This is a genomic window from Kitasatospora sp. NPDC023176 (genome assembly GCF_055560495.1).
Map to the genome: position 1 here is coordinate 1 of NZ_JBVHIP010000020.1, position 22,323 is coordinate 22,323.

The following is a 22,323-nucleotide window of genomic DNA, read 5'->3' on the forward strand; positions in this document are numbered from 1 at the left end:
GGTGAACGGCACCACGCTGAAGACCTACTCCAACGTGGACGCCGCCGCCGGCTACCAGCAGCGCACCTTCGACCTCTCGGCCTACGCGGGCCAGAGCGTCACCGTGAAGTTCACCGGCACCGAGGACTCCTCGCTGCAGACCAGCTTCGTGATCGACGACACCTCGATCCAGACCAGCTGATCCCAGGGTGACGGTCAGGGCCCGGCGGCTTCGGCCGCCGGGCCCTGGCGTTTGCTCACCGGGCGGTCCTCGACATCGCGCTCAAGGTCGCCAAGCACGTCGTGGCGAGCTACCCGTGCTCCCACCCGCTGCACCTGCCGGACAGCGTCCCCACGACGATGGCGAACTCCGCCGCCGGGTCCCTGGCCGGATCGGGGTCGTCCTATGCTCATCGGATGATCGACCCGATAGAACTGGTGATATTCGACTGCGACGGCGTCCTGGTGGACAGCGAGATCATCGCCGTGCGCGTGGTCGGGCGGCTGACGGCCGAACTCGGCTGGCCGCTCACCGAGGCCGAGGTGGTCGAGCGGTTCGTCGGGCGGTCGGAGGCGGCCAACCACGCGATGGTCGCCGAGCGGTTCGGGGAGGAGGCCGCGACGCTGTTCGACAAACGCTTCCGGGAGTTGCACGCCGAGGCCGTGGACGCCGGACTGACCCCGGTGGACGGCCTGCCGGAGGCGCTGGACGCGTTGGAGGCGCTCGGGCTGCCGACCTGCGTCGCCTCCAGCGGCACCCACCAGAAGATGCGCCACACCCTGGGCCGGGCCGGGCTGTACGGCCGCTTCGAGGGCCGGATCTTCAGCGCCACCGAGGTCGGCCGCGGCAAGCCCGCGCCCGACCTGTTCCTGCACGCCGCCCGGACCATGGGCGTCGACCCGGCCGCCTGCGTGGTGGTCGAGGACAGCGGGCCCGGCGTCGCGGCCGCCCGCGCCGCCGGGATGCGGGCGCTCGGCTACGCGGGCGGCGTCACGGCGGCGGAGCGGCTGGCCGGCCCGGGCACGGTGGTGTTCGACGACATGCGCCGGCTGCCCGGGCTGATCGCCTCCTACCAGGGGGAGTTGCCGCCCTCCGGGTGGAAGAACTGCCCGGTCGCCCCGGTCAGGGCCTCGCCGAGCTGGCGGGCGATCCGGCGGCCGCCCTCCTCGGCGTCGGAGGGGCCGGAGTGGTGGTTGAGGTCGGTGGCGCAGTAGCCCGGCTCCAGCGAGCTGACCCTGATGCCCTCGGCGCGCAGGGTGCGGGCGTACACCAGGGTGACGGCGTTGAGCGCGGCCTTGGAGGTGTTGTAGCCGAGCAGCGCCGCGTGCTCCCCGGCCGGGGTGTCGGGGTCGGCGAGGACGGAGGAACTGCCCAGGCCGCTGGAGACGTTGCCGATCAGGCCGGCCGGGGACTTGCGCAGCAGCGGCAGCATCGCGTTGATGACGGTGACGACGCCGAACACATTGGTCTCGTAGGTCGCGCGCAGGTCGTCCAGGGGCAGTTGCTCCGGGGTGAGGCCGAGATCCCGGGTGATGCCCGCGTTGTTGACCAGGGTGTCGAGCCGGCCGTGCTCGGCGGCGATCCGTTCGGCCGCGGCGGCGACGGTCGCCGGGTCGGTGACGTCCAGGCGGACACAGCGGGCGTCCAGGCCCCGCGCGGTGAGCCCGGCGGCGGCCTCGGCGCCGCGCTCGGGGTCGCGGGCGCCGATCAGTACGGTGTGCCCGGCGCGGGCGAGTTCGCCGGCGGTGGCGAGACCGATGCCCTTGTTGGCACCGGTGATCAGGACGATGCGGTGGTCGTTGGCGTTCATGGGCACCAGCTTGGGCGGGCGGTGCCGGGGGCCGGGAGAGCCCCGTCGATGGTGGTATCGGCGGTCCCATGGTCGGTGCGCGGCGGGCGGGCCAGACTGGGGGCGTGGAACACGTGGACCGGGCGGAGCTGGCCGCCTTCCTGCGGCGCTGGCGCGCCCGCATCCAGCCCGCCGACGTCGGCCTGCCGGCCGGCGGCCGGCGCCGCACCCCTGGCCTGCGCCGCCAGGAGGTCGCGCAGCTCGCCGGGATGTCGGTGGAGTACTACATCCGGCTCGAACAGGGCCGGGGCCCGCGCCCGTCCCGGCAGATGATCGGCGCGATCAGCCGGGCGCTGCGGCTGTCCGAGGACGAGACCGCCCATCTGCACCATCTGGTCGGCGAGCCGCCGCTGCCCCCGAGCACGCTGCCGCGCGATGTGCGGCCCGGCATCCTGCACCTGCTCGACCGGCTGGACGACACCCCGGCCATGGTGTGCAGCGCCGCCCGCGACATCCTCGCCTGGAACGCCATGGCGGCCGCGCTGCTCGGCGACTTCTCCGTCCTGCCGCCCGCGGAGCGCAACTTCGTCTGCCGCTTCTTCACCGATCCGGCGGCCCGCGCCCTCTACGAGCCCGCCGACCAGGGCGCGTTCGCCCGCCGCGCGGTCGCCGACCTGCGCTCGGCCGCCGCCCGCTACCCCGTCGACAGCGGGGTGCGCCGCCTGGTCGACCGGCTGCACGCGGGCAGCGCCGAGTTCCGTGAACTGTGGGCCCGGCAGGACGTGGAGGTGCGCCGCTCCACCCACAAGCGCATCCTCCACCCGGTGGTCGGCCCGCTCGACCTCGACTGCGAGGCGCTGCACGACCCGCACCGCGACCAGTGGACGATCTTCTACACCGCCGCCCCCGGCACGCCCTCGCACTCGGCGCTGCGGCTGCTCAAGGTGGTGGGGAGCCAGGACCTCGCGGTACGGGGGTGAGCGGGGTCGCTTCGGGCGCTATATTGAACACGTTCAAACATGGTCGCGGGTTGACATGGTCGCGGGTTCAGTCGCGGGTTGAGGGGACACATGGACGTCGTGGCGCGCGTGGTGATCACCTGGATGGCGACCTGGGCGGCACTCATCGTGCTGCTCCTGTCGCCGATGGTCCTTCCCGAGCGATGGCTGTACTACGTCTATTCGCCGGCCAGCGTGGGGCTGTGGATGCTGTCCATGCTCGTCGGTCCGTTCGTGACCTGCGCCCTCAACCGGCGGTGGATCCGCACCGGCGTGTGGCGAGGTGGACGCCGGGCCTGACCGGAGTTGCGGCCACTCGGATGCCCGGCCGCGCAGAGCGGTGACGGCCAGGCCGAGGAAGTCGCGTACGGGGCCCGGGCGGTCGCCGTCCTCCGGCACGGCCGGGCAGGCGACCTCGGTCTCCCGCCCGACCGGCACGGTGCGCGGCCCGGTGCCGTCGAACGGGCGCCACAGCAAGCCGACGGGCGCGCGGCCGTCGCGCAGCGGCGCGCCCCGGTCCCACCAGCGCAGCGGGGTGGCGGAGACGATCGAGCGGCACCGCGGCGAGAGCGGCCTGCACGTCGTGGACCATCGGGGGCAGGTCGTGCCCTGGTAATTCGCTTGCCGGGGCCGGTGGGTGCTGGCAGGGTCGGGCGCCATGTCGACCAAGATGCACGTGGACGAACTGGACATCGACGAGGCGTTGGTGCGGCGGATGGTCGCCGGGCAGTTCCCGCGCTGGGCGAACCTGCCGGTGGAGCCGGTGGATTCGGCCGGCACCAGCAATGCGATGTACCGGCTGGGCGCGGACCTGGTGGTACGGATCCCGCGCATCCCGGGGGCGGTCGAGGACATCGAGAAGGAGGAGGTCTGGCTGCGCCGGCTGGCCCCCGAACTCCCCTTCGCCGTACCGGTTCCGGTCGCACTGGGCGAGCCGGCGGACGGCTGCCCGTGGCCGTGGTCGGTGCTCCGGTGGCTGGAGGGGGACCCGCCGGTGGTCGGCGATGTCCGCCAACCCGAGCTGCTGGCGGCCGACTTGGCGTCCTTCGTGACGGCCATGCACCGGGTGGACCGGGTCGGCGCCCCGGACTCCTACCGCAGCGAGACGCTGGCGGCACGGGATGCGGCGGTCCGGCGGGCGATCGCGGCGGTGGCGGGTGCGGTGGACGCCCCGGCCGTCACCGCGCTCTGGGACAGGACACTTGAAGCAGACGAGCACCCCGGCCCGCCGGTCTGGATCCACGCCGACCTCCAGCCCGGCAACCTGCTGGTCGACGCCGCCGGACGGCTCAGCGCCGTCATCGACTTCGGCTGCATGGGCCTCGGCGACCCGGCCGTGGACCTGATCACCGCCTGGTACGTGCTCCCCGCCGCCGTCCGCGACACCTTCCGGACGGCCGTCGCCGCCGACGACGCCGAGTGGGAGCGGGGGCGGGGCTGGGCGCTGTCCGTCGCGCTGATGGAACTGGACTACTACCGCGAGACCAACCCCCGGATGGCGTCCATCGCCCGGCACGTGGTCGCCGAACTGCTCGCCGACCACGCCGTGACCTCTTGACGAAGCAGGAGCCGTTAGCGCCCCGATCAACGCCGCCCCGCCGACGGGGCGACAGGACGGTCCGATGTCGTTCAGCACGTGTCGCACCACGTGCGCGGCGTCATCGGGATCGCCCTTGATCGCCAGCCGGTCCCGCCGGGAGAGGTCAGGGCTCGCCACCGCAAGGGCCGTCCCGTGACGCCAGGCCCGCACCCCCGGACCCAGCCGGCCGTCGTGCTGCCCCTGCGTTGCCCACAGGAGGTGCCCGTCACCGGCTGCGGCTTCCTCGACGTCCTTGAGGTTCACGAGCTCTTCCATGCGCCCTACCTGTCAACCGGCTTGATCGTGCGCAGTGATCAGGTACTCACCCGGCCTCACCCGTGGTCGGCCGGAAGCCGCCACTCGAAGGGGAAGAGGTCCGCCGCCCAGGTGGGGGAGGCGGCGGCGGTCGCGGGGGTGCGCAGGAAGGTGCGGTGGCGGAGCAGCTCGCGGCGTTCGGCGGGGGTGAGGAGGCGTTCGTCCGGTCCGAGGTTCCCGTAGTCGTCCGGGTCGCGGTCGGGGTCGCCGTCGATGGGAGCGGCCTCGGCGAGGTTGAGCAGGTCGCCGGCGGGCGTGCGGTAGTCGAGGCGGAAGTCGGTGCGCCATTGGGAGTTGCTGCCCCAGCCCCGGGAGAGGTCACGGGTGGGACGGTGGGCGCGGCGGTGGGTCCAGTAGAGCGGCCAGTGGTCGGCGACCCCGCGCTCGGCGTGGGTGATGCCCGCCCGGATCCGCACTCCGGCGCGGCTGAACAGCAGCTCGCCGAGCATCAGGCCGGGCCGGCGGACGTCGAGGATCTCGATGGGGGAGTCCGGGTCCTCGGCCTGCTCGACCTCGGTGATCTCGTGCAGGAACGGGTCGAAGGAAGTCTGGTCGAAGGGGGTCTGGTCGAAGGCCGTCATGCCGAGCGCGGTGAACAGGCGGAGGTAGGAGTCGAGGTGTGGCCGCAGGAGGAGGTAGTCGCTCACCCGACTGAGGGCGTAGAGCTCCTGGAGGAGGTTCCAGCCGTCCTCCTTCTTGTCGGTCCACCAGTGGTTGTGCGGGGTGGCGGCGACGTGGAGGCGTGCGCGGTAGTCGGCGGCGGAGGCCTGGGCGAGCCAGGGGTCGATGACGTCCTCGTAAGGGCCGTCGGTGTCGAGGAGCGCCTCGTACAGCGCGCGAGCGTTCACCTGGGCGATCCTGGCAGGTTTTGCCAATCGGTCAACCAACTATCGGACCGGCGCGGGTAGCGTCCCTGGTCATGGACGTGAGGGAATGCGCGACGGGGTTGCCCGAGGCCTGGCGCTCGGTGGTGCTGGCCCGGGTCGGGACGGCGGCGGTGAAGGTGCTGCGGATGGACGGCCGGGAGTCGGGGGCGGAGGTGCACGGGACGGCCGAGGTGCTGTTCGTCGCCGATGGTGTGCTCGAACTGGATGTGGACGGCGACGAGTTGACGGTCTGCGCTGGCGAGCTGTGCCACATACCCGCAGGCACCCGGCATGCGGTCCGGGCCGGGAGTCGGGGGACGTTGCTGATCGTGGAGGTACCCGAGGAGGGGTGACCGGTGGCGGCGCCTCGCCCGGGAACGGGCGAGGCGCCGCGAGGTGGCGATCAGAGGAGTCCGAAGTCGAACTCCCCGGCGGCGACGGCGTGGATGAAGGCCGAGTGAGCTTCCCCGCTGAACGCCAGCGCTGGACCAGATGGATCCTTAGAGTCGCGGATAAACGAGACCGATCCGTCCGGACGGGCAAGTTCGACACAGTTCCCGGAATCGTTGCTGTAGGACGACTTTCGAAAGACAGCACCAGGCATGCGTGGCTCCTTTGGGCGTCAGACGAGCCCGAAGTCGAAGTCCCCAGCGGCAACAGCGCTGATGAAGGCCGAGTGGGCTGCTCGGTTGAACGCCAGGGCGGGGCCGGAGGGATCCTTGCTGTCTCGGATCGCGACTTCCTCGGGAAGGAACGCACACTCGACACAGTTCTCGTTGCCGCCGCTGTAGCTTGACTTCCGGAAAGCGAGGCCAGTGGCGGAGGCGTCCGGGTAGTGGGTCACTTGATCAGTTCTCTCTGTGCGGTGATGAAGTTGAGCGAAGCGTCAACAGGGAGAGCCTCGGCCGTGATCTCCTGGAACTTCGCCCGGTACAACTCGACGTCGGTCGGGTCCTCGACCCAGAAGCCGTTCAGCAGCCCTTCGACCAGTACGACGTCGAGATCCTTCCGCTGAGGGAATCCGAGCAGAACGAACGCGCCGCTCATGCCTGGATGAATGGCTGCACCTGCTGGCATGACCTGGATGTTGACGTTCGACAGCCGGCTCAGCGTGAGCAGCTTGTCCAGTTGCGGGCCCATGATGTCCGGGCGATTTTCGATCGCACGGAGCGCGGCTTCATGGATGACCGCCCACACCTCAACAGGGTTTGGGCGGGTGAGGATGGACTGCCGTGCCATTCGAACCTGCACGAGATCGTCCACCGTTCCGCTATTCGTGGTTCGGAGTCGGTCGATGATCAATCGTGCGTACTCGGCGGTCTGGAAGAGGCCCGGGATGAAGGCTGCCTCATACGTCTTGAAGGTCGAAGCTTCGGTCTCCAGCGTGATCAGATCGGTGGCGGACGCATTGATGACGTCCCGATAGCTCAACCACCAGCCACGCTTGCTGCCGTCCTTCGTGATGGCGATCAAGCCGGCGCGGAACGCCTCGTCGTTGCAGCCGTAGTGGTCGAGGAGCTTGTTGACATCCTCGATCTTGGCCGCTGTCCGCGCGTTCTCGATCCGGTTCAGCTTGGCGAGGCTCATGCCGGTGGCTTCGGCTGCAACGTCGGCAGCGATCTTTCTGTCCTCGCGTAGCCTCCGCAACTCCTCGCCCAGCCGTCGACGGCGAACGGTTGATACCGCCATGCAGTGCCCCTCCTGACCTGTCGGTGGACCAGTCTGCCTGTGCCATTGGCGCAGGCGCTACCGGCAACTGGCAGGGTACGCCGCCGAATTCGGGTTCGATTTGAAATTTTGCAAGTTTCCGATGCTCGCTTGCGTTCATGGCGACGTTCACGTCATGCTGAGTGTCACCAGTCGCATGCACTGTGTGATCACTGGTCTCATGCGGCTGCGCTTCGTCGTCATTCCATCGCTTCGATCTCATGTTTGATCGATCGATCGTCATCTTTGAAGCCCCCCACGGAGGTTCCTTCGTGTTCTCCCTCGACATCCCCCCTGACTGGTCCGCCGCGCGTGAGGAGTTGCGCGAGGCCACCTCGCGCGCCCGGTGGAAGCCGGACCTCGTCCCCGACGCCGAGGTCGCGCTCCTCGAACTCTTCGTCAACGCCTGGCGCCACGGCGGCTGTGCGGCGCCCCTCGTGGTCGTCCTCATCCTCGGGAGCGTCCTCCGGGTCTCCGTCAGCGACGACAGCCCCGTCCTCCCCACCCTGCGCGACGACTCCGACCCCTACGCCGTCTCCGGCCGGGGACTGCACCTCGTCCGCTCGCTCACCCACCGCTTCGGCACGGACCCCCGTAAAACCGGGGGCAAGCGGGTCTGGTTCGAGCTGGACGCCGCCGCGTGACCGCCGACGACTGCGGTAGCAACCGCCCGATCGAGCCGGCCGACCCGCTCATGCGCACCTACACCGAGCTGGAGATCACCTACCTGCTCGCCGAACTCCACGAGCGCGGCCGCAAGTTCGGACTCCTCTTCCCCTCCGCCGGCACCGACAGCGTCGTGGACGGCCGCGTCCTCGTCCGCTTCGGCAACGCGCCGGCGAGCACCGTGATCAACCTCCTCACGCTCCTCCGCGAGCACGACAAGAGCAGCGAGGACGACTCCCCGTGCGACTCCTGATCGGCCTCGCCCTCCTCGCCCTCCTGCTCCTCGCCATCGCCGTCGTCGCCCTCGGCGCGATCGCCGTCCTGCGGATGCCCCACCGCCCGGACGACGCGACCACGGCCCCCGCCCCTGCCCCCACCCGCGACCGCCAACCGGTGGCCTGACGAACCACTCACCCATGCCGCCCGGCCGGACCCGCCGGGCGGCTACCCGCAGTTCTCCTCGCCCCAGGTGTCGAACCAGCGGAGCCAGATGGGCGTGCCCTTGCCTTCGGGGCGCTGCTTGCTGCCGGACTCGTGGTTCAGCCAGTCCAGGTACCAGTCGGCGAAGCCGGCCGGCCGGCCTTCGTCGGTCAGCAGCGGGTTGAGCCGGTCGCAGGTCGGTCGTCCGTCGAACCACATCTCCCCGCGCTGCGGACCGCTGACGACGAGCAGCGCCGAGAAGTTGTGCCCGTGGCCCTTGAGGAACACGGCGCCGGTGACCCGGTCGCGTTCCGCCGCCTCGGCGGCCTCGCTCCAGACGGCGAGCGCGGACTGGAACTCCTCGGGGTTCGCGTAGTCCGCTTCCCGGAGGGGGTTGTCCCAGAACTCGTCACTCGCGGCCAGCGCGGCGTCGTGGTCGGGAAACGGAGTGCCCAGGCGGGTGAGGTCGGTGTCCTGGTCGCCCACCCAGTGCCAGCCGTCCGGCCCCCGCCGCAGCTCTCGTGGGAAGTGCCCGCCAGCGCTGACCCGCAGCAGGAAGCCCCGATAGTCGGCCGGGAAGATGATGCCGAACTGCTGCTCCGCCTCACTGACTTGGTCCTCGGTCAGGGGCGCTGCCGGCGCATTCGCCGCCGACCCGTCGCCGTGCCCGGCCCGCTCCTCGGACAGCGCGAGCAAGCGCTGCCTCACCTGGTCCCAGTCCGTGGTCCGCATGGTCGGCCACGATAGCCACCGGCGTTCCCCTCCTATAGTGAGGGCCATGACCGACCCGCACCCCACCTCGGCCTTTCACGCGCCCAACACCGACCCGGCGATCACCGACCGGCTGGTCACCGCACTGGACGTCCAGGCCGCCAATCCGGGTGTGCGGCGGTTGCGCGAGTGGGCGCACGCGCGTCTGGCCGCGCGCCCCGGTGAGCGGGCGCTGGACGTCGGGTCCGGCACCGGTTCGGAGACCCAGGTGCTCGCGGCGGCGGTCGGCCCGGACGGCGCCGCGACCGGCCTCGAACCCCACCCCGGCCTACGTGCCGTCGCCGGGCAGCGGGCCGCCGGGGCGGGCAGCGCGGCCCGCTTCGTCGGCGGTGACGCGCTCGCCCTGCCGCTGCCCGATGCCGAGCTGGACGTGGTCTGGTGCGAGCGGGTCCTCCAGCACCTGAACGACCCGGCGGGGGCCGTCGCCGAGATGGCCAGGGTCCTGCGCCCGGGCGGCCGGGTCGCCCTGCTCGACACCGACTGGGCCACCTTCGTGCTCCACCCGGTCGCCCCGGAGCTGCGTCCGGCGCTGGCCACGGTCACCCAGGCCACCGCCGCCACCCCGGACGCCGGGCGCCGCCTGACGGGCTGGCTGACCGCGGCCGGCCTGAGCGTCGACCACGTCGGCGCCGACGTCCTCCTGCACGACCCCGGCACCGTCAGCTGGCCGATCGTCCGCGGCCTCGCCACGGGGGCCGTCGCCCGCAACCTGATCACCGAGGACCAGCGCGACGGCCTGTACGCCGACCTCACAGCCGCCGCCGAACAGGGCGCGTTCCATCTCTCGGTGACGATGTACGCCGCCATCGCCCACCGGCCCAGCTGAGTTCGCCCACGCAGTAACCGCACCGGAAGTCGGCCGGTCCGACTTCCGGTGCACGGCGATCGGCCGGGATTTGAGTTTGAACGTTGGGCGTGGCCCGCAAGGAGATCTACTGCCACGATCCCTGAAGACGGCCACGGGCCGCATCGATCTCGTTCCGGGCGGCAGCGCCGAATACGGCTTGATCCCGCAGGGTAGCGAAAACGCGGACGAAGTACGCGATGTTCTCGGGTCTGGACGTCTGGAACGCCCCTGACCAGAACTCTTGCTTCAGCAAGCTCTCGTCAAACAGGTAGAAGCCCTCGCCTGGATAGAGCAACCGTTCCCGGCCTTGGGGGATGATCCCAATGGACACGTACTGGAGCTTCATCACCTCTAGCAGGTGGTCGAGTTGGCCGTTCATCACCTCTATGCCGCCTGTGTTGTTCGTCAGTGCGGACGCTTCCAAGAGGAACGAGAATATGGGCGCTCCGGTGCCGAGGAACCGCTTGCGGACCATGCGATTCTGCGCGGCTTCCTCAATGTCGCCCAACGACAGACCATGCAGTGTGGCATGGATAGTGAACTGCGCCTTGGCGTACTCAACTGTCTGCAGGAAACCAGGAATGAACAGTGACTCATACACACGGAGGAGCTTGGTCTTCGCGTAGAGGTCCATGGCTTGGAACTGGAGACGCTTCATGCCCGGTCGGTGCCACCGCTTGTAGTCGGTCCACATCTGCTCGATCTCACGACTCACCGCGATGAGTTCGGGGATCTGCCCTTCGACGCCGCAGGCCGTTGCCCACGCTCGGATATCGTCCTCGGTCGGGATCTGTGTCCCGTGCTCGATCTTCGACACCTTGGTCTTGTGCCAACCGCAGAGCCGCGCGAGTTCGACGCCCGAGAGGTTGGTGTCCCGGCGTAGTTCCTTGAGCTGGGTTCCGAATGCGCGCTTCGCGGACTCGGATGGTTCCTGGTCCGACATGTCGTCAGGGCTTGTACTTACCGTTGGGGACGCCAAGCGACCATGCCCGCTCGAACGCGTCGTTGCAGAAACCGACCACGTTCGGATCGGTTGAGAGCTGGATCTGGGTCTGCTGGTTGTCTCCCCCCATGAGGTTGAAGATCACCAGGTCATCCCGGATCAGACAGTCGTTCCCCGGCAATGGCACCGCCGACAAGAGATGGCGGGGAAGCCACCGAAGACGTTCCTCGGGGTCGGCCAACTCGACTGCCATCCGCTGATACTCCGAGAGCGGTTCAGAGATGACTCGCACTCGCCGGTAAGGGAAGCCGAGAGCGGCCTTCCCGGTCAGAAACGCACGATGCCCACGCATCGTCTCCTCGACCGCCTCACGGTCGCCTGAGCGCCACGCCTCGAACAGTGGGCGGTCTACCTCGTAGAAGTCCCGTAGCTCTAGCTTCCGGACTTCTTGGGCGGGCTCACCAAACAGCAGCTCAAGTCGGAGTGATGCCGAGATCAATTCCATAGCGCTCCCTGACGTACTTCCGCACGAACACATCCATGGTCCGCCCGGACATCTCCCCGAACGTCTCGTCATCGGCCAATGCGACGAGCTGATCCCGAACTTTCGGTCCGCGCCTCTTGAGCTGCACGATCCAAGAGTCCTGGTCGGTCTCATAGAACGTCTCGCACTCGACGCCGCCCTGAGAGTTGGGGTCCGTGCAGAAGAACGTAGCGGTTAAGTCCTCGCTGTCGCTGCTGTGTTGCCGCATGTTACTCCCCCCATGGTCCGGCCGAATGCCACCTTTGACCCTCGCCCAGCGACTACCCCGAGGTCAAGCACCCGACAGCACCGAAGCCCCTCCCAGGAGACTTCCAGCAACTCTGAGCAACTTTGTTGAGCGCCGCTGCTCGGCGCACCTACGGTCATGTCTCGCACCCACGCCTCGCTGGTGAAGGAGAGCGATCAAGGATGAGCGCTACCGCCAGGCACAACTACGCCCGCATGCCGACCGGAGCGGGGTCCGCAACACCGAATGGCCTGGCCGCCACCCGGCGGCAGGGCCCCCACGGTGTGAGGAGAGATCAGTATGACGACCCCTGGTCCCAACAGGCCCCCGGGCCCGGGGGCGATGCCGCCGGGCCCGGCCAGCCGCCCCGCGGGAGCTGCGCGCGGACCCCGAAGCGCACCAAGTGACTTGCACCATCGACAGCGAGGTGGACTCATCCATGGGTAAGCACGGAGACGGTAAGGGCGGTTCGAGCGGGGACAAGGGCCAGAGTCCGAAGGAGTCGGACGGCCAGTGGAACAAGCCCGTCCCCCCGGCCCCGAGCAAGTGAGCGGCTGCAACTGATGGACAACTACGCACAGTTGCTCGCGCAGCTGACCGAAGCTGGCGACCTGGGCGAGGAGTGGCGGGGCGCGTTCGAGCGCGCCCCGCGCTCTGCCTTCATCCCTGACGCAGTGTGGGCCCCGAACGAGGACAGCCCGGGCGGATTCCGACGGCTCCGCAGGGCCGACGAGCGAGACCGTTGGGAGGAGTTGGCCAACGCCAACGGCGTTGTCGTCACACAGCTTGACGACGGCATTCCGGAAGGGCCCGGAGTGCCTACGTCTTCGGCCTCCCTGCCCGCCCTGGTCGCGGGCATGCTCGGTCACCTGGACGTGGCCGAGGGGCACACGGTCATGGACGTGGGCACGGGGACAGGGTGGACGGCCGCCTTGCTCTCCGCCCGGCTCGGCGAGTCGAACGTGACAACGATCGAGGTGGACCCCGCCGTCGGCCATGCGGCCCGCAAGAGCCTGTCAGCAGCGGGGTTCAAGCCCGTGAGCGTCATCGGTGACGGCCTCGCAGGGTGGCCGCTGTCCGCCCCCTTCGACCGCATCCACGCGACGGCCGCTGTGCAGCGGGTACCGCGCGCGTGGATCGAGCAGACCAGCCCCGGCGGGGTGATCGTGACCCCGTGGGGTACGCCCTATGCCAACGCGGGCCTGCTGCGGCTGGAGGTCGGCGAGTCGGGCGGCCCGTCGCACGGCCGGTTCGTGGAGAACGTCAGCTTCATGTGGGTCCGTGCTCAGCGTCCGCAGGAGGCGGCCCGTCCCGAGACGGCCCCGGACACGCGGGGCGCCTCGCGCATGGACCCGGAGCTTGCCAACGAGAGCGTGCACGCCGCGTTCGCTATCGGTCTGCTGGTGCCGGGAGCGCGCTACATGCATACGTGGGACGACCAGGACCCCGCGCTGACCTACCGGATGCAACTGACCGATGGCCGGGGCTCCTGGGCCTCCGTCCGGTACAAGGAGTGGGACGACGAAGGCGCGGTGCACCAAGCCGGGCCACGTCGGCTCTGGGACGAGATCACGCGGGCCCGTCTGTGGTGGCTTGAGGAGGGCAAGCCACAGCTGACCCGCTTCGGGGTCACCGTGACTGCTGACGGCGAACAGGCCGTCTGGTTGGACACCCCCGACAACCTGATCAAGTAGCGGCCCCTTGAACCGCCTCGCCCGTGCCTCGTCCCCCGTGGCGTACGGGCGGGGTTTCAGGCTGGCCAGGTGCATGAGGGGGGCTCCTCGCACGCTACCGGCCGGGATGAGCGGCGGCCCCGTGGGGGCCGTCGCCCGCAACCTGATCACCGAGGACCAGCGCGACGGCCTGTACGCCGACCTCACAGCCGCCGCCGAACAGGGCGCGTTCCATCTCTCGGTGACGATGTACGCCGCCATCGCCCACCGGCCCAGCTGAGTTCGCCCACGCAGTAACCGCACCGGCAGTCGGCCGGTCCGACTTCTGGTGCACGGCGATCGGCCCAGCTCACCCGCCCAGTCCGTCAGCCCAGTTCGTCAGCCGGGCGAAGTCGTCCGCCGTCAGGCCGACCTTCGGGTCGACGTGGTGGAGGAGCGCCGGCCCGTCGTGGTGGGCCCGGGCCCAGGCGCGGTCCGCGTCCGTGATGTTGTCGTCGACCCACGCGAAGGGGCGGCCCCGCGCCCAGGCGACGATCTCCGGCGTCTTCCAGAACACCCCGCCCTCCGGCTCGGGCCGGGGATCGGACCAGGCGATGAAGGGGAGTTCGGGAAGCCCCAGGAGGGGCCCGATGAAGGAGTTGGCCTCCTCCTCCCAGGTCGTCGCCCACACCAGGTCGAAGGGCAGCGCGGTCAGCGCCGGCCCGTGCCCCGGGTTGAGCCACACCCGCAGCGGCTTCGGCGCCTTGTGCGGCAACCCCCACGCGGCGAGCCGCCGCCGCTCGGCAGCCACCCAGCCCGGCGTCATCAACCGGTGGGTCTCGTAGCCCGCGGGCCGCCGGTGCGGCTTCGCCGCATCCGGGTTCAACGGACCGTCCACGTCCACCAGCAGCACCGGCCGTACCATCCCGCACCCCCCTCGATCGTCCCCACGCTACCGGCCGGGATGAGCGGCGGCCCCACGGGGGCCGTCGCCCGCAACCTGATCACCGAGGACCAGCGCGACGGCCTGTACGCCGACCTCACAGCCGCCGCCGAACAGGGCGCGTTCCATCTCTCGGTGACGATGTACGCCGCCATCGCCCACCGGCCCAGCTGACCGCCCGGTACGGCCCCGCACGAGAAGTCGGCCGGTCCGACTTCCGGTGCGGGGCCTTGTCACCGCCCACGGCCGCGCCGCGCTGACCAGTCGGCGGGATCACCGAACTGACATCGCCGAGCCCTGGCCCGCCCGCCACGCGGCCGCGAACGTGCCCCACTGCCCGGCGGCCACGAGGACCGGGAAGCCGGTCCGCGGGTCAGGAGCGAGCAAGTTCGAGCAAGTTCATGGTGCGAGAGGCGACTTGCGCGGGAAGATCGTTCAAGGTGATCGACTCCGACCCGCTAGGAGGCCACCATGGCACTGCACAAGCTCGGACAAGACCCCGACAGTCCCGAAGGCAAGTCCCCGACGGTCTACTTCGACGACACGACGGGCAACTACATCCTCCAGGGCTGGAAGGTGCTCGACCCGGAACGTCTCGCGAAGATGGACATCCCCGGGCACGAGACCGTGATCGAATTCCCCAGGCGCATGATGCAGTTCTTTCCGGAGGTGAACGGTGGCGGCAGTCCCGTCGCTTGAGGATCTGCTGCGGACCTGTACCCGCTCAGCTCTCCACCTGGAGATGCGCGACGGATACATGCGGGACGACCCGCTGTTCCTCCGTTGGCTCAGCGGACAGCGCGACGACCCTGCCGACCGTCCGTCGTGGTGGAGCCCTTGGTTGCAGCTCATCGAGGAGACCACGGGCCGCGGCGTTGAGGTGCGGCGTGCGCGGGTCGTCTCGGAACCGGTGAGCGAGTACATCCGGTTCGAGCACGAGATCACGTTTCGGAACGTCGCCTCCGGTGAGCAGGTCAGGTGGCTTCCCCGTCGGCAGGCGACCGGCCTGGCGCTTCCGGGTAATGACTTCTGGCTGATCGACGGACAGCATCTCCTGGTCCACCACTTCAGCGGTGACGGCGACTTCGTGGACGACGAGGTCAGCACCGATCCGCAGAACGTGCAGCTCTGCGCCTCCGCTTTCGAGACCGTCTGGGCACGGGCCGTTCCGCACGAGGACTTCCGGCCGCGCTGACCGTGTCCGCGTCGTCCAGCGTTCAGCAAGCCAAGCAGGCCCTCGGTCAGCGCCTGCGTGATATCCGGCGAGACTCCGGACTCAGCGCGCGGGCGCTGGCCGAAGCTGCGGGATGGCATGAGTCGAAGTGTTCCAAGATCCAGAGCGGCCGAGTGACGCCATCGGAGGCCGACCTACGTGCCTGGACGGCGATCTGCGGCGTCCCGGGTCAGGCAGCGGACCTCATCGCGACGGCCCGGAACATCGAGGGAATGTACGTCGAGTGGCGGCGCCTTGAGCGCTCCGGCCTCAAACGGGCTCAGGAGTCCGTGCGCCCCCTGTTCGAGCGCACGCGGCGATTCCGGATGTACCAGTCGTGGATCATCCCGGCCTGCTCCAGACAGCGGCGTACACGCGCGAAGTGCTGAGCACGATCGTTTCGTTGCGCAGCACCCCCGACGATGTTGACGACGCTGTCGCCGTGCGCATGGAGCGGCAGAAGGTGTTGCACGCGGGAGACCACCGGTTCGCCATCCTGATCGAGGAGTGGGTGCTGCGGACCGTCATCGGCACTCCGGACGTCCTGGCCGGTCAGCTCGGCCACCTCATCACCGTCGGCTCCCTCCCGTCGGTGAGCCTTGGGGTGATTCCCCTCGGTTCGACCAGAGGCGCCGGCTGGCCGGTTGAGTCCTTCACCGTCTACGACGACACACAGGTGAACGTCGAACTCGTCTCCGCCCACCTCACCATCACCCAGCCGGCCGAGATTTCCGAGTACGGCCAGGCCTTCTCCGAGCTGGCCGGCATCGCCGTCTACGGTGCCGGAGCAAGATCGCTCATCACTGGAGCCATCAACGCGCTCGGGTGAATACGAGCAAGCTCAAGCAAGTTCGTCGACCGCACACCCCGCTGCTCCCTACCGTTTCCACACGTCACCGGACGTCCTGAGGCGGAGGGCGCGACGCCATGGCAGTACCGCCCCACCAGTCCGAGAAGTCCCCGGGGACGGCTGCGAGCAGCTCCTGGCCGACACTCGCGCCCCGGGCGCCCACGAACCCGCAGCCCGATGGAAAGGATCCTCTGCCGGGCTGGGCCGCACCACCCCGCACGACTGCTCGCCCACTCAGGGCGAGCGGAGCCAACCTGATGGGAGAGTCCGTGAGCAGCACCATCATCCGGTCCGGCGTCGAGCTGGACGAGCTGGGCAGGTTCTTCACGATCGCCGGGCGCCGGTTCGACGCGGGCGAGACCGCGCCGGAGATGTTCTCCACCGCCGTCGACGCGACGTGGCACCTGCTCAGCAACGCCCCGGCCACCCACGACGCCTTCGCCCTCCAGTACGCCGGCCGCAAGCTGACGCACGCCGAGACCAAGGGCGTCGGCCACATCTCCTGGGTGAGCGCGTACGAGGAGGCCTACGGCCCCCTTTCGGAGATCTGGTTCACGGATGCCGACGGCACGGTCAACACCGAGGCCCTGGCCCGGTACCGCGAGACTGGCGAGGTCTTCGCCGAGTGGCAGTGCTCGCCCGTGCCCGGCGACGGCGACGACCTGACCCCGGCAGCGACCACCCGGTGATCACCGAGCCAACCGACGGAGCGTCCCGGCCGACCGCTGGGGCGCTCCGCCTCACCGAGGCCCGCGCGGAGAACCCGATCAGTATCGACGTCGACAGCTACCGCGCCGGGCTGTACGAGCACTGCCCGTTCCTGCGGCCGTCCACGTCGCGCGGCATGACCGGTTGGACCGTCTACGAGATCACGCCAGGGAGCCACCGGTACGCCGTGGAAGCCGAGTTGTTCTATGCCGGGGTCCAGGCCGCCGAATGGGTCCGCCCGCTGATGGCGCGGCCGAACGGGCTGCTCGCCTGCGAGAACGTGGTGCTGGTCGGGCACTGCGACGGGGCTGGTCACCGGGAGCTCATGACCTGGCCGCACTGGGCGCTGAAGAACCTGTACGGGCAGGTCGGCGTGATGTTCGGCAAGTTCGCCCACGGAGCTGTCGAGACCGGTCGACGCGGGCGGAACATCCCGCCGCCGCCCTTCTCGTTCCTCCCGGTACGTGCAGGCCTCCGGCCGCTGGACCCGGACTTCCTGGAGGCCACACCCGACCTTGCGGCGGCGCTGGCCGTGTCGGTCGACGATGGTCGCAGCGTCTTCGAGCACATCCCTTGCGAGTGGAAGGCAGTTAGAGAATGGGCGAGTTCACTTCCGATGCCGCGGCGGCGCTGAAGGCCGCAGAGGTCATCTGCGGGCCGGTCGAGCTGGACGAGATCAGCGACCGCAGGGGCTCGGCGGTGTGGAAGGCCAGCGGCCCGCGCGGGGCGGTGAGAATCAAACTCGGCACCGGCGAGGCCACAGCGGTCACCGCCCGTGAAGCCGCCGTGCTGGACCAGCTCCCCGGCTACACCGTGACCGCCGGCCGCTTCGCCGACGGGGTCTGGTACGTCACGCCGTGGCTGGCCGGACCGTCCACCTGGGACGTCCTCCGGCCCGTACGCGAGGACGGCGGCGGGAAGGACGAGGCCCTCGCCGCTGCGGTCGGGCTGTGCCGCGCCGTGGCCGACCTGCACACCGGAGGGTGGGTGCACGGGGACCTCCAGCCGCAGCACGGCATCCACACCGAGGACGGCGTCAGGCTCCTCGACTTCGCGTGGTCCCGGCAGATCAGCGTCACGCCGTGGACGACGTTCGACGGCACGATGATCCACCTCACCGCGCCCGAGCTGGCCGCCCGGATCATCACCGGCCCACAGCCGGTCGCCACTACGCGGACTGCCGACGTCTACGCCCTCGCCGGTACCCTGTGGACCTGCGTCACCGGGAACTGGCCGCTGGATTACGAGGCCTGCGGACTCGACAAGGACACCTCGGTCGAGGAGAAGCGCAAAGCCATCGCCACCAAGGCCATCCCCATGTCCGCTGCGATGCCCTGGCCAGCCCTCCAAGCTCGGCTGCGATACGTCCTGCTGGCCGAGCCCGACGACCGCCCGACGGCTGTCGAACTGACCAAGCTCATCGAAGCGGTAGACGTGTGATCGAGCTACGGGAGCTGACGGTCGCCGATGCCGAGGCCCTGGTACGCATCTACAGCGCGGAGGCGACGAAACACTTGGGCCGGGCGGCAATGGACGAGACGGAGGCCCGAAACTACGCGGGCCACGCGGCGACCACCGCGACCGACTCTCCCCGAACGCTCTACGTGCTCGGACTCGTCGTGGACGGTGACCTCCTCGGTGTCGTCAAGCTCCACTGTGAACGCCCTGTCCCCGCGCTCAGCTACATCCTCCGAGCCGACTCGTGGGGGCGGGGCTACGCCACCGAAGGAGTCCGCAGGATCCTCGCCCTTGGTTTCGGCCACCTCGGGCTCACGGAGATCCATGCCAAGCACAACCCGCACAACCCGGCCTCCAGCCGAGTCCTCCTCAACGCAGGCTTCGTCCCCACCGGAGAGCATGACGGATTCATGACCTACGCGATCCACCGCTGAGCCGGCGCCGCTCGGCGGCCTGCCGGCGTGGGGTCATCAGCCGGTGCGGCTTCGCCGCATCGGGGTTGAGCGGAGGGCACCCGCCGCGCGGTCGGCTCGATCGCCAACGGACCATGGTGCCTGAGCGGTTGATGGGTCTACGTTTGCGCGGTGAGCGCTTCGACTGGTGCCGCCCGACGGCGGCGTACGTTCTTCACCGTCGGCTGGGCAGTGCTCGTGCTGGTGGTCGTGGTGCCGCCGTTGGTGGTCGGGCCGGCGTTCGCGCGCTCGGGGCTGCTGGTCGTGCCCGGGCTGGTGGCCGTGATCGGCCCCGCGATCCTGCTGGATGCCGCGACGGCGCGGCGGAAGGGCTGGCGCGTGGCCGGGGGGTTGGTCCGGGCCCGCACCTGGTCGGGTGTGCGGGAGGTGGACTTGACGGAACTCGCCACCGTGCGCGGCTGGGAGCTGCTTTCGAAACGCGGCGCGGTGATGTTCGTGTCGGTGGTGGACCGCTCCGACAGGTGGGTGATCCTGACCGTCGACGAGGAGCGCCGACGGTTGATCGCCGACGCGGTGCGCAGGCACGGCGCGGGCTATGTCTCGCCTTGGGCCATGGGGTTGCTGGGCCTCAAGCCGACCCGGTGGTACGCCGCGGGCGGGCGCCTGCTCGGTTTCCTCTGCGTGATGATCGCGCCGCTGCCCGTCGCGATGTTCCTGGCCGCGGCGCTCGCCCAGCGCTGAATCCGGGCCGGAGTTCCGGGAGTGCCGCCCGTACTGGCTGTCGAGGGGAGCGGCGGTTCTCGTCGGGTGGTTCAGGCCAGGGCGGCGGTGACGGCGGCTTCGGCGTGGAGGTGGGCGGTGGGGAAGAGGGGGACGGGGCTGTCCTCGGGGCGGATGAGCAGTTCGATTTCGGTGCAGCCGAGGATGATGCCTTCGGCGCCCGCGGTGACGAGGTCGGCGATGATCCGGCGGTAGGCGGCGCGGGAGTCCTCGCGGACGGTGCCGAGGCAGAGTTCGTCGTAGATCACCCGGTGGACGAGGGCGCGGGAGTCGGCCTCGGGGGTGAGGACGGTCAGGCCGTGGGAGGTCAGGCGGCCGCGGTAGAAGTCCTGTTCCATGGTGAACGCCGTTCCCAGGAGGCCGACTTGGCGCAGGCCGGCGGCCTGGACGGCTTGGGCGGTGGCGTCGGCGAGGTGGAGCAGGGGGATGGTCACTGCCGCCGCGACCTGGTCGGCGACCTTGTGCATGGTGTTGGTGCAGATCAGCAGGAGTTCGGCGCCGGCCGCCTCCAGGGCGCGGGCCGCGTCGGCGAGGACGGTGCCGGCCTCCTCCCAGCGTCCGGTTGTCTGCAGGTGCTCGATGTCGGCGAAGTCGACGGAGTAGAGGACGAGTTGGGCGGAGTGCAGGCCGCCGAGGCGGTCGCGGGTGAGCTGGTTGAGGGTGCGGTAGTACTCGGCGGTGGATTCCCAGCTCATGCCGCCGATCAGGCCGAGGGTTTTCATGGGGCCAGTTATAAGGCAGATGGAGAACAAAAAGCAATCGTATAAGAATTACTTTGAGGTGCTCTTCCGGGGCACCCGGTGCTGCCACTCCCTGGTGAACACCACCGACCCGGCCTCCAGTGCCCGCAGCTGCACCGTGCTGAGGAAGTGTCCGGCGTCGCAGCGCAGTTGGGTGCGGGTCTGGACGGTCACGTCCCAGCCGAGGTCCAGGCGTTCCAGTCGGACGGTGCGGTCGGTGCGGGCCTGGGCGCTGAGCGGGGCGTCGGTGAGGATGCGGTAGGCGGTGACGGTGTGCTCGTCGCGGACCAGGCCGTCGGGGTGGGTGCGGGTGCCGTCGGTGGCGGGGGAGAGTTCGCTGCGCCATTCGTGGCGGCCGATGTCGTGGATGGTGACGTGTTCGGGCCGGGCGGTGAGCGGTTCGGTGAGGTGGATGTCGAGCGGGTCGGGCAGGGCCGGGGTCGCGAAGGTGACGGGGGCGGCGCCGACGTCCGCGGCCAGATGGCGGACGGGCAGGCTGAGGGTGGAGCGGGACGGGTCGAGGGCGTAGCCGGTGTCGTCGGCGGTGGGCCACACCCAGGGCCAGTAGGTGGAGGACAGGGCGAGTCGCAGCCGGTGTCCGGCGGGGACGGTGGTCGCGCAGGCGGCGAGTTCCACCTCGGCGTCCGGGTCGGTGGCGGCCAGGACGCCCCGGGTGAGCAGCGTGGAGGTGCCGTCCGGGCCGACGGCGCACAGCCGCGCGACCACCTGGGCGGGGGCGGCGTCGGGCCGCAGCCGCAACCGCGCCGTCGGCGCGCCGAGCAGTTCGATGGGCTCTGGCAGCGGCTGGGAGTCGAAGCAGACCGAGCGCCCGTCCTCCTCGCGCTGGTCCGGCGGCTGGTCGGCGGGGCGGCCGTGCGGGACGTACGCGCCGGCGTTGAGGCCGGTGTGCTGGGGGGAGCGGACGTGGACGTACCGGTCGTGGGAGGCGGTGCCGGCGGTGCTCAGCTGGCCGTCCAGGTCGTAGTGGATCTCCCGGACGTCGGGGGAGGGCCAGGCCTCGTCGCCGGTCCAGCGGGTGCTGATCCAGCTGCGCAGGGCCGGTTCCTTGAGGGCGCCGGTGTCGACGCCGCGCAGCCAGTGGTCCCACCAGCGCAGGGTTTCGGGCAGGGCGGTTTCGGGCAGCCCGTGCGGCCAGGGGCCGAGCAGGGCGCGTGCGGTGGGGGATTCGGCGAGCAGTCGCAGCACGAAGGAGCAGGACGGGTCGCCCCAGCCGGCCACGGCGAACACCGGGACGGACACCGGCACGGTGGTGTCCCCGGCGGCGAGCCAGGTGTCGACGGGGGGTTCCAGGGATTCGAGCCGGGCCAGCCAGGCGGGCCGCCAGGCGTCGCCGAGGTGGCGTGGGTCGGGCGGGAGGGCGGCGTCGGCGACCAGGGCGGTGAGCCGGGTGTGGAGGTCGGCGGCGAGGACGGCGCCGCCGAGGCGGTGGCCGCCTTCGGGGCAGGCGGTGACGGCCGCGCCGACGGTCTCCGGCAGCCGGGCGGCGAGCCGCAGCGCGGTGGTGCCGGCGGCGCCGACGCCGAGCAGGCCGACCCGGCCGTTGCTCCAGGGGCGGCGGGCGAGCCAGTCGACGGCGGCGGTGCCGTCGGCGAGTTCCTGTTCGCCGCCGGGTTCGCCGGGCAGTCCGCCGGAGTTGCCGTGGCCCCGGGTGTCGACCCGGACGGCGGCGTAGCCGTGGCCCGCGTACCAGGGGTGGCGGCGGGCGTCCTCGGCGGCGGTGCGGTCGGAGAGGCGGTCGGCCGAGTACTCCAGCAGGACGGGGACGGGCTCGTCGCTGACCGGGCGCCACAGGCGGGCGGCGAGCTCGGTGCCGTCGGGCAGCGGGATGCGGAAGTCCTCGCGGGTGGTGTGGAACGGGTACGACGGCATGGCCGCTCCCATCGGGTCCCGGGCC

The 22,323-nt window shown here is 70.3% G+C and carries 30 protein-coding genes and 3 pseudogenes; 21 read left to right on the forward strand and 12 right to left on the reverse strand.

Annotated features, from left to right (window positions below):
- Together ACZ3YL_RS24875 and ACZ3YL_RS24880 are read left to right on the forward strand one after the other, a co-directional pair.
- A pseudogene (locus ACZ3YL_RS24875) lies at nucleotides 1–181 on the forward strand (putative Ig domain-containing protein); the annotation flags it as partial.
- Nucleotides 182–396: 215 nt separating this feature from the next.
- Nucleotides 397–1,194 (forward strand): HAD family hydrolase, encoded by a 798-nt coding sequence (locus ACZ3YL_RS24880; RefSeq protein ID WP_465659896.1) that lies wholly within the window; start codon nucleotides 397–399, stop codon nucleotides 1,192–1,194.
- 29 nt (nucleotides 1,195–1,223) lie between these two features.
- Here ACZ3YL_RS24880 and ACZ3YL_RS24885 read toward each other — a convergent pair.
- Nucleotides 1,224–1,790 (reverse strand): annotated as a pseudogene (locus tag ACZ3YL_RS24885) (SDR family NAD(P)-dependent oxidoreductase); the annotation flags it as partial.
- 104 nt (nucleotides 1,791–1,894) lie between these two features.
- Here ACZ3YL_RS24885 and ACZ3YL_RS24890 point away from each other — a divergent pair.
- The 3 genes from ACZ3YL_RS24890 (at nucleotide 1,895) to ACZ3YL_RS24900 (ending at nucleotide 4,325) form a co-directional block, all read left to right on the forward strand.
- Nucleotides 1,895–2,749, forward strand: a complete 855-nt coding sequence (locus ACZ3YL_RS24890) for a helix-turn-helix transcriptional regulator (RefSeq protein ID WP_317621532.1) — start codon at nucleotides 1,895–1,897, stop codon at nucleotides 2,747–2,749.
- A 90-nt stretch (nucleotides 2,750–2,839) separates the two neighbouring features.
- Nucleotides 2,840–3,067 (forward strand): hypothetical protein, encoded by a 228-nt coding sequence (locus ACZ3YL_RS24895; RefSeq protein WP_188310118.1) that lies wholly within the window; start codon nucleotides 2,840–2,842, stop codon nucleotides 3,065–3,067.
- Between the two features lie 358 nt (nucleotides 3,068–3,425).
- Entirely contained in the window at nucleotides 3,426–4,325 is a 900-nt protein-coding gene (locus ACZ3YL_RS24900) for an aminoglycoside phosphotransferase family protein (protein WP_465659897.1), read from the forward strand.
- 353 nt (nucleotides 4,326–4,678) lie between these two features.
- On the opposite strand, the gene ACZ3YL_RS24905 is transcribed toward ACZ3YL_RS24900, so the two are convergent.
- Nucleotides 4,679–5,509 (reverse strand): hypothetical protein, encoded by an 831-nt coding sequence (locus ACZ3YL_RS24905; RefSeq protein WP_465659898.1) that lies wholly within the window; start codon nucleotides 5,507–5,509, stop codon nucleotides 4,679–4,681.
- 71 nt (nucleotides 5,510–5,580) lie between these two features.
- On the opposite strand from ACZ3YL_RS24905, the gene ACZ3YL_RS24910 reads away from it, so the two are divergent.
- Nucleotides 5,581–5,880, forward strand: a complete 300-nt coding sequence (locus ACZ3YL_RS24910) for a cupin domain-containing protein (RefSeq protein WP_188310120.1) — start codon at nucleotides 5,581–5,583, stop codon at nucleotides 5,878–5,880.
- 50 nt (nucleotides 5,881–5,930) lie between these two features.
- Here the strand turns inward: ACZ3YL_RS24910 and ACZ3YL_RS24915 are convergent, their stop codons facing one another.
- From ACZ3YL_RS24915 to ACZ3YL_RS24925, 3 genes are read right to left on the reverse strand one after another with little or no spacing between them, the layout of a single operon-like run.
- Nucleotides 5,931–6,131 (reverse strand): DUF397 domain-containing protein, encoded by a 201-nt coding sequence (locus ACZ3YL_RS24915; RefSeq protein ID WP_465659899.1) that lies wholly within the window; start codon nucleotides 6,129–6,131, stop codon nucleotides 5,931–5,933.
- Nucleotides 6,132–6,149: 18 nt separating this feature from the next.
- Entirely contained in the window at nucleotides 6,150–6,371 is a 222-nt protein-coding gene (locus tag ACZ3YL_RS24920) for a DUF397 domain-containing protein (protein ID WP_465659900.1), read from the reverse strand.
- Nucleotides 6,368–7,216: a DUF5753 domain-containing protein gene (locus ACZ3YL_RS24925; protein ID WP_465659901.1), complete on the reverse strand. Its 849-nt coding sequence runs from the start codon at nucleotides 7,214–7,216 to the stop codon at nucleotides 6,368–6,370. Before ACZ3YL_RS24925 ends, ACZ3YL_RS24920 begins: the two co-directional genes overlap by 4 nt.
- Nucleotides 7,217–7,506: 290 nt before the next feature.
- On the opposite strand from ACZ3YL_RS24925, the gene ACZ3YL_RS24930 reads away from it, so the two are divergent.
- From ACZ3YL_RS24930 to ACZ3YL_RS24940, 3 genes are read left to right on the forward strand one after another with little or no spacing between them, the layout of a single operon-like run.
- Entirely contained in the window at nucleotides 7,507–7,878 is a 372-nt protein-coding gene (locus ACZ3YL_RS24930; RefSeq protein ID WP_465659902.1) for an ATP-binding protein, read from the forward strand.
- Nucleotides 7,875–8,153, forward strand: coding sequence for a hypothetical protein (locus ACZ3YL_RS24935; RefSeq protein WP_465659903.1), 279 nt, complete (start codon nucleotides 7,875–7,877; stop codon nucleotides 8,151–8,153). Before ACZ3YL_RS24930 ends, ACZ3YL_RS24935 begins: the two co-directional genes overlap by 4 nt.
- A complete protein-coding gene (locus ACZ3YL_RS24940; protein ID WP_465659904.1) occupies nucleotides 8,141–8,302 on the forward strand; it encodes a hypothetical protein in 162 nt (53 codons plus the stop codon). Before ACZ3YL_RS24935 ends, ACZ3YL_RS24940 begins: the two co-directional genes overlap by 13 nt.
- Nucleotides 8,303–8,344: 42 nt before the next feature.
- Here ACZ3YL_RS24940 and ACZ3YL_RS24945 read toward each other — a convergent pair whose 3' ends face one another.
- Nucleotides 8,345–9,052, reverse strand: a complete 708-nt coding sequence (locus tag ACZ3YL_RS24945; RefSeq protein ID WP_465659905.1) for an SMI1/KNR4 family protein — start codon at nucleotides 9,050–9,052, stop codon at nucleotides 8,345–8,347.
- A 46-nt stretch (nucleotides 9,053–9,098) separates the two neighbouring features.
- Between ACZ3YL_RS24945 and ACZ3YL_RS24950 the strand changes: the two genes are divergently transcribed.
- Nucleotides 9,099–9,917: a methyltransferase domain-containing protein gene (locus ACZ3YL_RS24950; protein ID WP_465659906.1), complete on the forward strand. Its 819-nt coding sequence runs from the start codon at nucleotides 9,099–9,101 to the stop codon at nucleotides 9,915–9,917.
- A gap of 106 nt (nucleotides 9,918–10,023) precedes the next feature.
- Here ACZ3YL_RS24950 and ACZ3YL_RS24955 read toward each other — a convergent pair whose 3' ends face one another.
- Genes ACZ3YL_RS24955 through ACZ3YL_RS24965 form a run of 3 tightly spaced genes read right to left on the reverse strand, consistent with a single transcriptional unit; the run spans nucleotide 10,024 to nucleotide 11,633 of the window.
- Nucleotides 10,024–10,881 carry a helix-turn-helix domain-containing protein gene (locus ACZ3YL_RS24955; protein WP_465659907.1) on the reverse strand — a complete coding sequence of 286 codons (858 nt, stop codon included), beginning with the start codon at nucleotides 10,879–10,881 and terminating at the stop codon, nucleotides 10,024–10,026.
- A 4-nt stretch (nucleotides 10,882–10,885) separates the two neighbouring features.
- On the reverse strand, nucleotides 10,886–11,386 hold the full coding sequence (locus ACZ3YL_RS24960) for a DUF6879 family protein (protein WP_465659908.1): 501 nt from the start codon (nucleotides 11,384–11,386) through the stop codon (nucleotides 10,886–10,888).
- Nucleotides 11,355–11,633, reverse strand: a complete 279-nt coding sequence (locus ACZ3YL_RS24965) for a hypothetical protein (protein WP_465659909.1) — start codon at nucleotides 11,631–11,633, stop codon at nucleotides 11,355–11,357. Before ACZ3YL_RS24965 ends, ACZ3YL_RS24960 begins: the two co-directional genes overlap by 32 nt.
- A 581-nt stretch (nucleotides 11,634–12,214) precedes the next feature.
- Here ACZ3YL_RS24965 and ACZ3YL_RS24970 point away from each other — a divergent pair.
- Both ACZ3YL_RS24970 and ACZ3YL_RS24975 read left to right on the forward strand, forming a co-directional pair.
- Entirely contained in the window at nucleotides 12,215–13,345 is a 1,131-nt protein-coding gene (locus ACZ3YL_RS24970; protein WP_465659910.1) for a methyltransferase domain-containing protein, read from the forward strand.
- 106 nt (nucleotides 13,346–13,451) lie between these two features.
- A complete protein-coding gene (locus tag ACZ3YL_RS24975) occupies nucleotides 13,452–13,604 on the forward strand; it encodes a hypothetical protein (RefSeq protein ID WP_465659911.1) in 153 nt (50 codons plus the stop codon).
- Between the two features lie 69 nt (nucleotides 13,605–13,673).
- Here ACZ3YL_RS24975 and ACZ3YL_RS24980 read toward each other — a convergent pair whose 3' ends face one another.
- Entirely contained in the window at nucleotides 13,674–14,228 is a 555-nt protein-coding gene (locus ACZ3YL_RS24980; RefSeq protein ID WP_465659912.1) for a hypothetical protein, read from the reverse strand.
- A gap of 39 nt (nucleotides 14,229–14,267) precedes the next feature.
- Between ACZ3YL_RS24980 and ACZ3YL_RS24985 the strand changes: the two genes are divergently transcribed.
- The 9 genes and pseudogenes from ACZ3YL_RS24985 to ACZ3YL_RS25025 all read left to right on the forward strand — a co-directional run bounded on the left by ACZ3YL_RS24985 (nucleotide 14,268) and on the right by ACZ3YL_RS25025 (nucleotide 19,629).
- Nucleotides 14,268–14,420 (forward strand): hypothetical protein, encoded by a 153-nt coding sequence (locus ACZ3YL_RS24985; protein ID WP_465659913.1) that lies wholly within the window; start codon nucleotides 14,268–14,270, stop codon nucleotides 14,418–14,420.
- Between the two features lie 297 nt (nucleotides 14,421–14,717).
- Nucleotides 14,718–14,945 (forward strand): hypothetical protein, encoded by a 228-nt coding sequence (locus ACZ3YL_RS24990; protein ID WP_465659914.1) that lies wholly within the window; start codon nucleotides 14,718–14,720, stop codon nucleotides 14,943–14,945.
- 43 nt (nucleotides 14,946–14,988) lie between these two features.
- Complete coding sequence (locus ACZ3YL_RS24995; RefSeq protein WP_465659915.1) at nucleotides 14,989–15,441, forward strand: DUF6879 family protein; 453 nt, start codon at nucleotides 14,989–14,991, stop codon at nucleotides 15,439–15,441.
- Nucleotides 15,438–16,288 (forward strand): annotated as a pseudogene (locus ACZ3YL_RS25000) (helix-turn-helix domain-containing protein). The gene ACZ3YL_RS24995 and the pseudogene ACZ3YL_RS25000 overlap by 4 nt, the downstream one beginning before the upstream one ends.
- A gap of 290 nt (nucleotides 16,289–16,578) precedes the next feature.
- The gene (locus tag ACZ3YL_RS25005; RefSeq protein WP_465659916.1) at nucleotides 16,579–16,998 is read left to right on the forward strand and encodes a hypothetical protein; all 420 of its coding nucleotides are present in this window, start codon (nucleotides 16,579–16,581) and stop codon (nucleotides 16,996–16,998) included.
- Entirely contained in the window at nucleotides 16,995–17,651 is a 657-nt protein-coding gene (locus tag ACZ3YL_RS25010; RefSeq protein ID WP_465659917.1) for a hypothetical protein, read from the forward strand. Before ACZ3YL_RS25005 ends, ACZ3YL_RS25010 begins: the two co-directional genes overlap by 4 nt.
- The gene (locus tag ACZ3YL_RS25015; protein ID WP_465659918.1) at nucleotides 17,615–18,457 is read left to right on the forward strand and encodes a protein kinase domain-containing protein; all 843 of its coding nucleotides are present in this window, start codon (nucleotides 17,615–17,617) and stop codon (nucleotides 18,455–18,457) included. The genes ACZ3YL_RS25010 and ACZ3YL_RS25015 overlap by 37 nt, the downstream gene beginning before the upstream one ends.
- Complete coding sequence (locus tag ACZ3YL_RS25020) at nucleotides 18,454–18,909, forward strand: GNAT family N-acetyltransferase (protein ID WP_465659919.1); 456 nt, start codon at nucleotides 18,454–18,456, stop codon at nucleotides 18,907–18,909. Before ACZ3YL_RS25015 ends, ACZ3YL_RS25020 begins: the two co-directional genes overlap by 4 nt.
- A gap of 150 nt (nucleotides 18,910–19,059) precedes the next feature.
- Nucleotides 19,060–19,629, forward strand: coding sequence for a hypothetical protein (locus ACZ3YL_RS25025; protein ID WP_465659920.1), 570 nt, complete (start codon nucleotides 19,060–19,062; stop codon nucleotides 19,627–19,629).
- A 71-nt stretch (nucleotides 19,630–19,700) separates the two neighbouring features.
- On the opposite strand, the gene ACZ3YL_RS25030 is transcribed toward ACZ3YL_RS25025, so the two are convergent.
- Both ACZ3YL_RS25030 and ACZ3YL_RS25035 read right to left on the reverse strand, forming a co-directional pair.
- On the reverse strand, nucleotides 19,701–20,390 hold the full coding sequence (locus ACZ3YL_RS25030; RefSeq protein ID WP_188310130.1) for an aspartate/glutamate racemase family protein: 690 nt from the start codon (nucleotides 20,388–20,390) through the stop codon (nucleotides 19,701–19,703).
- Nucleotides 20,391–20,438: 48 nt separating this feature from the next.
- Nucleotides 20,439–22,298 carry a CocE/NonD family hydrolase gene (locus ACZ3YL_RS25035; RefSeq protein ID WP_188310131.1) on the reverse strand — a complete coding sequence of 620 codons (1,860 nt, stop codon included), beginning with the start codon at nucleotides 22,296–22,298 and terminating at the stop codon, nucleotides 20,439–20,441.
- Nucleotides 22,299–22,323 lie beyond the last annotated feature (25 nt).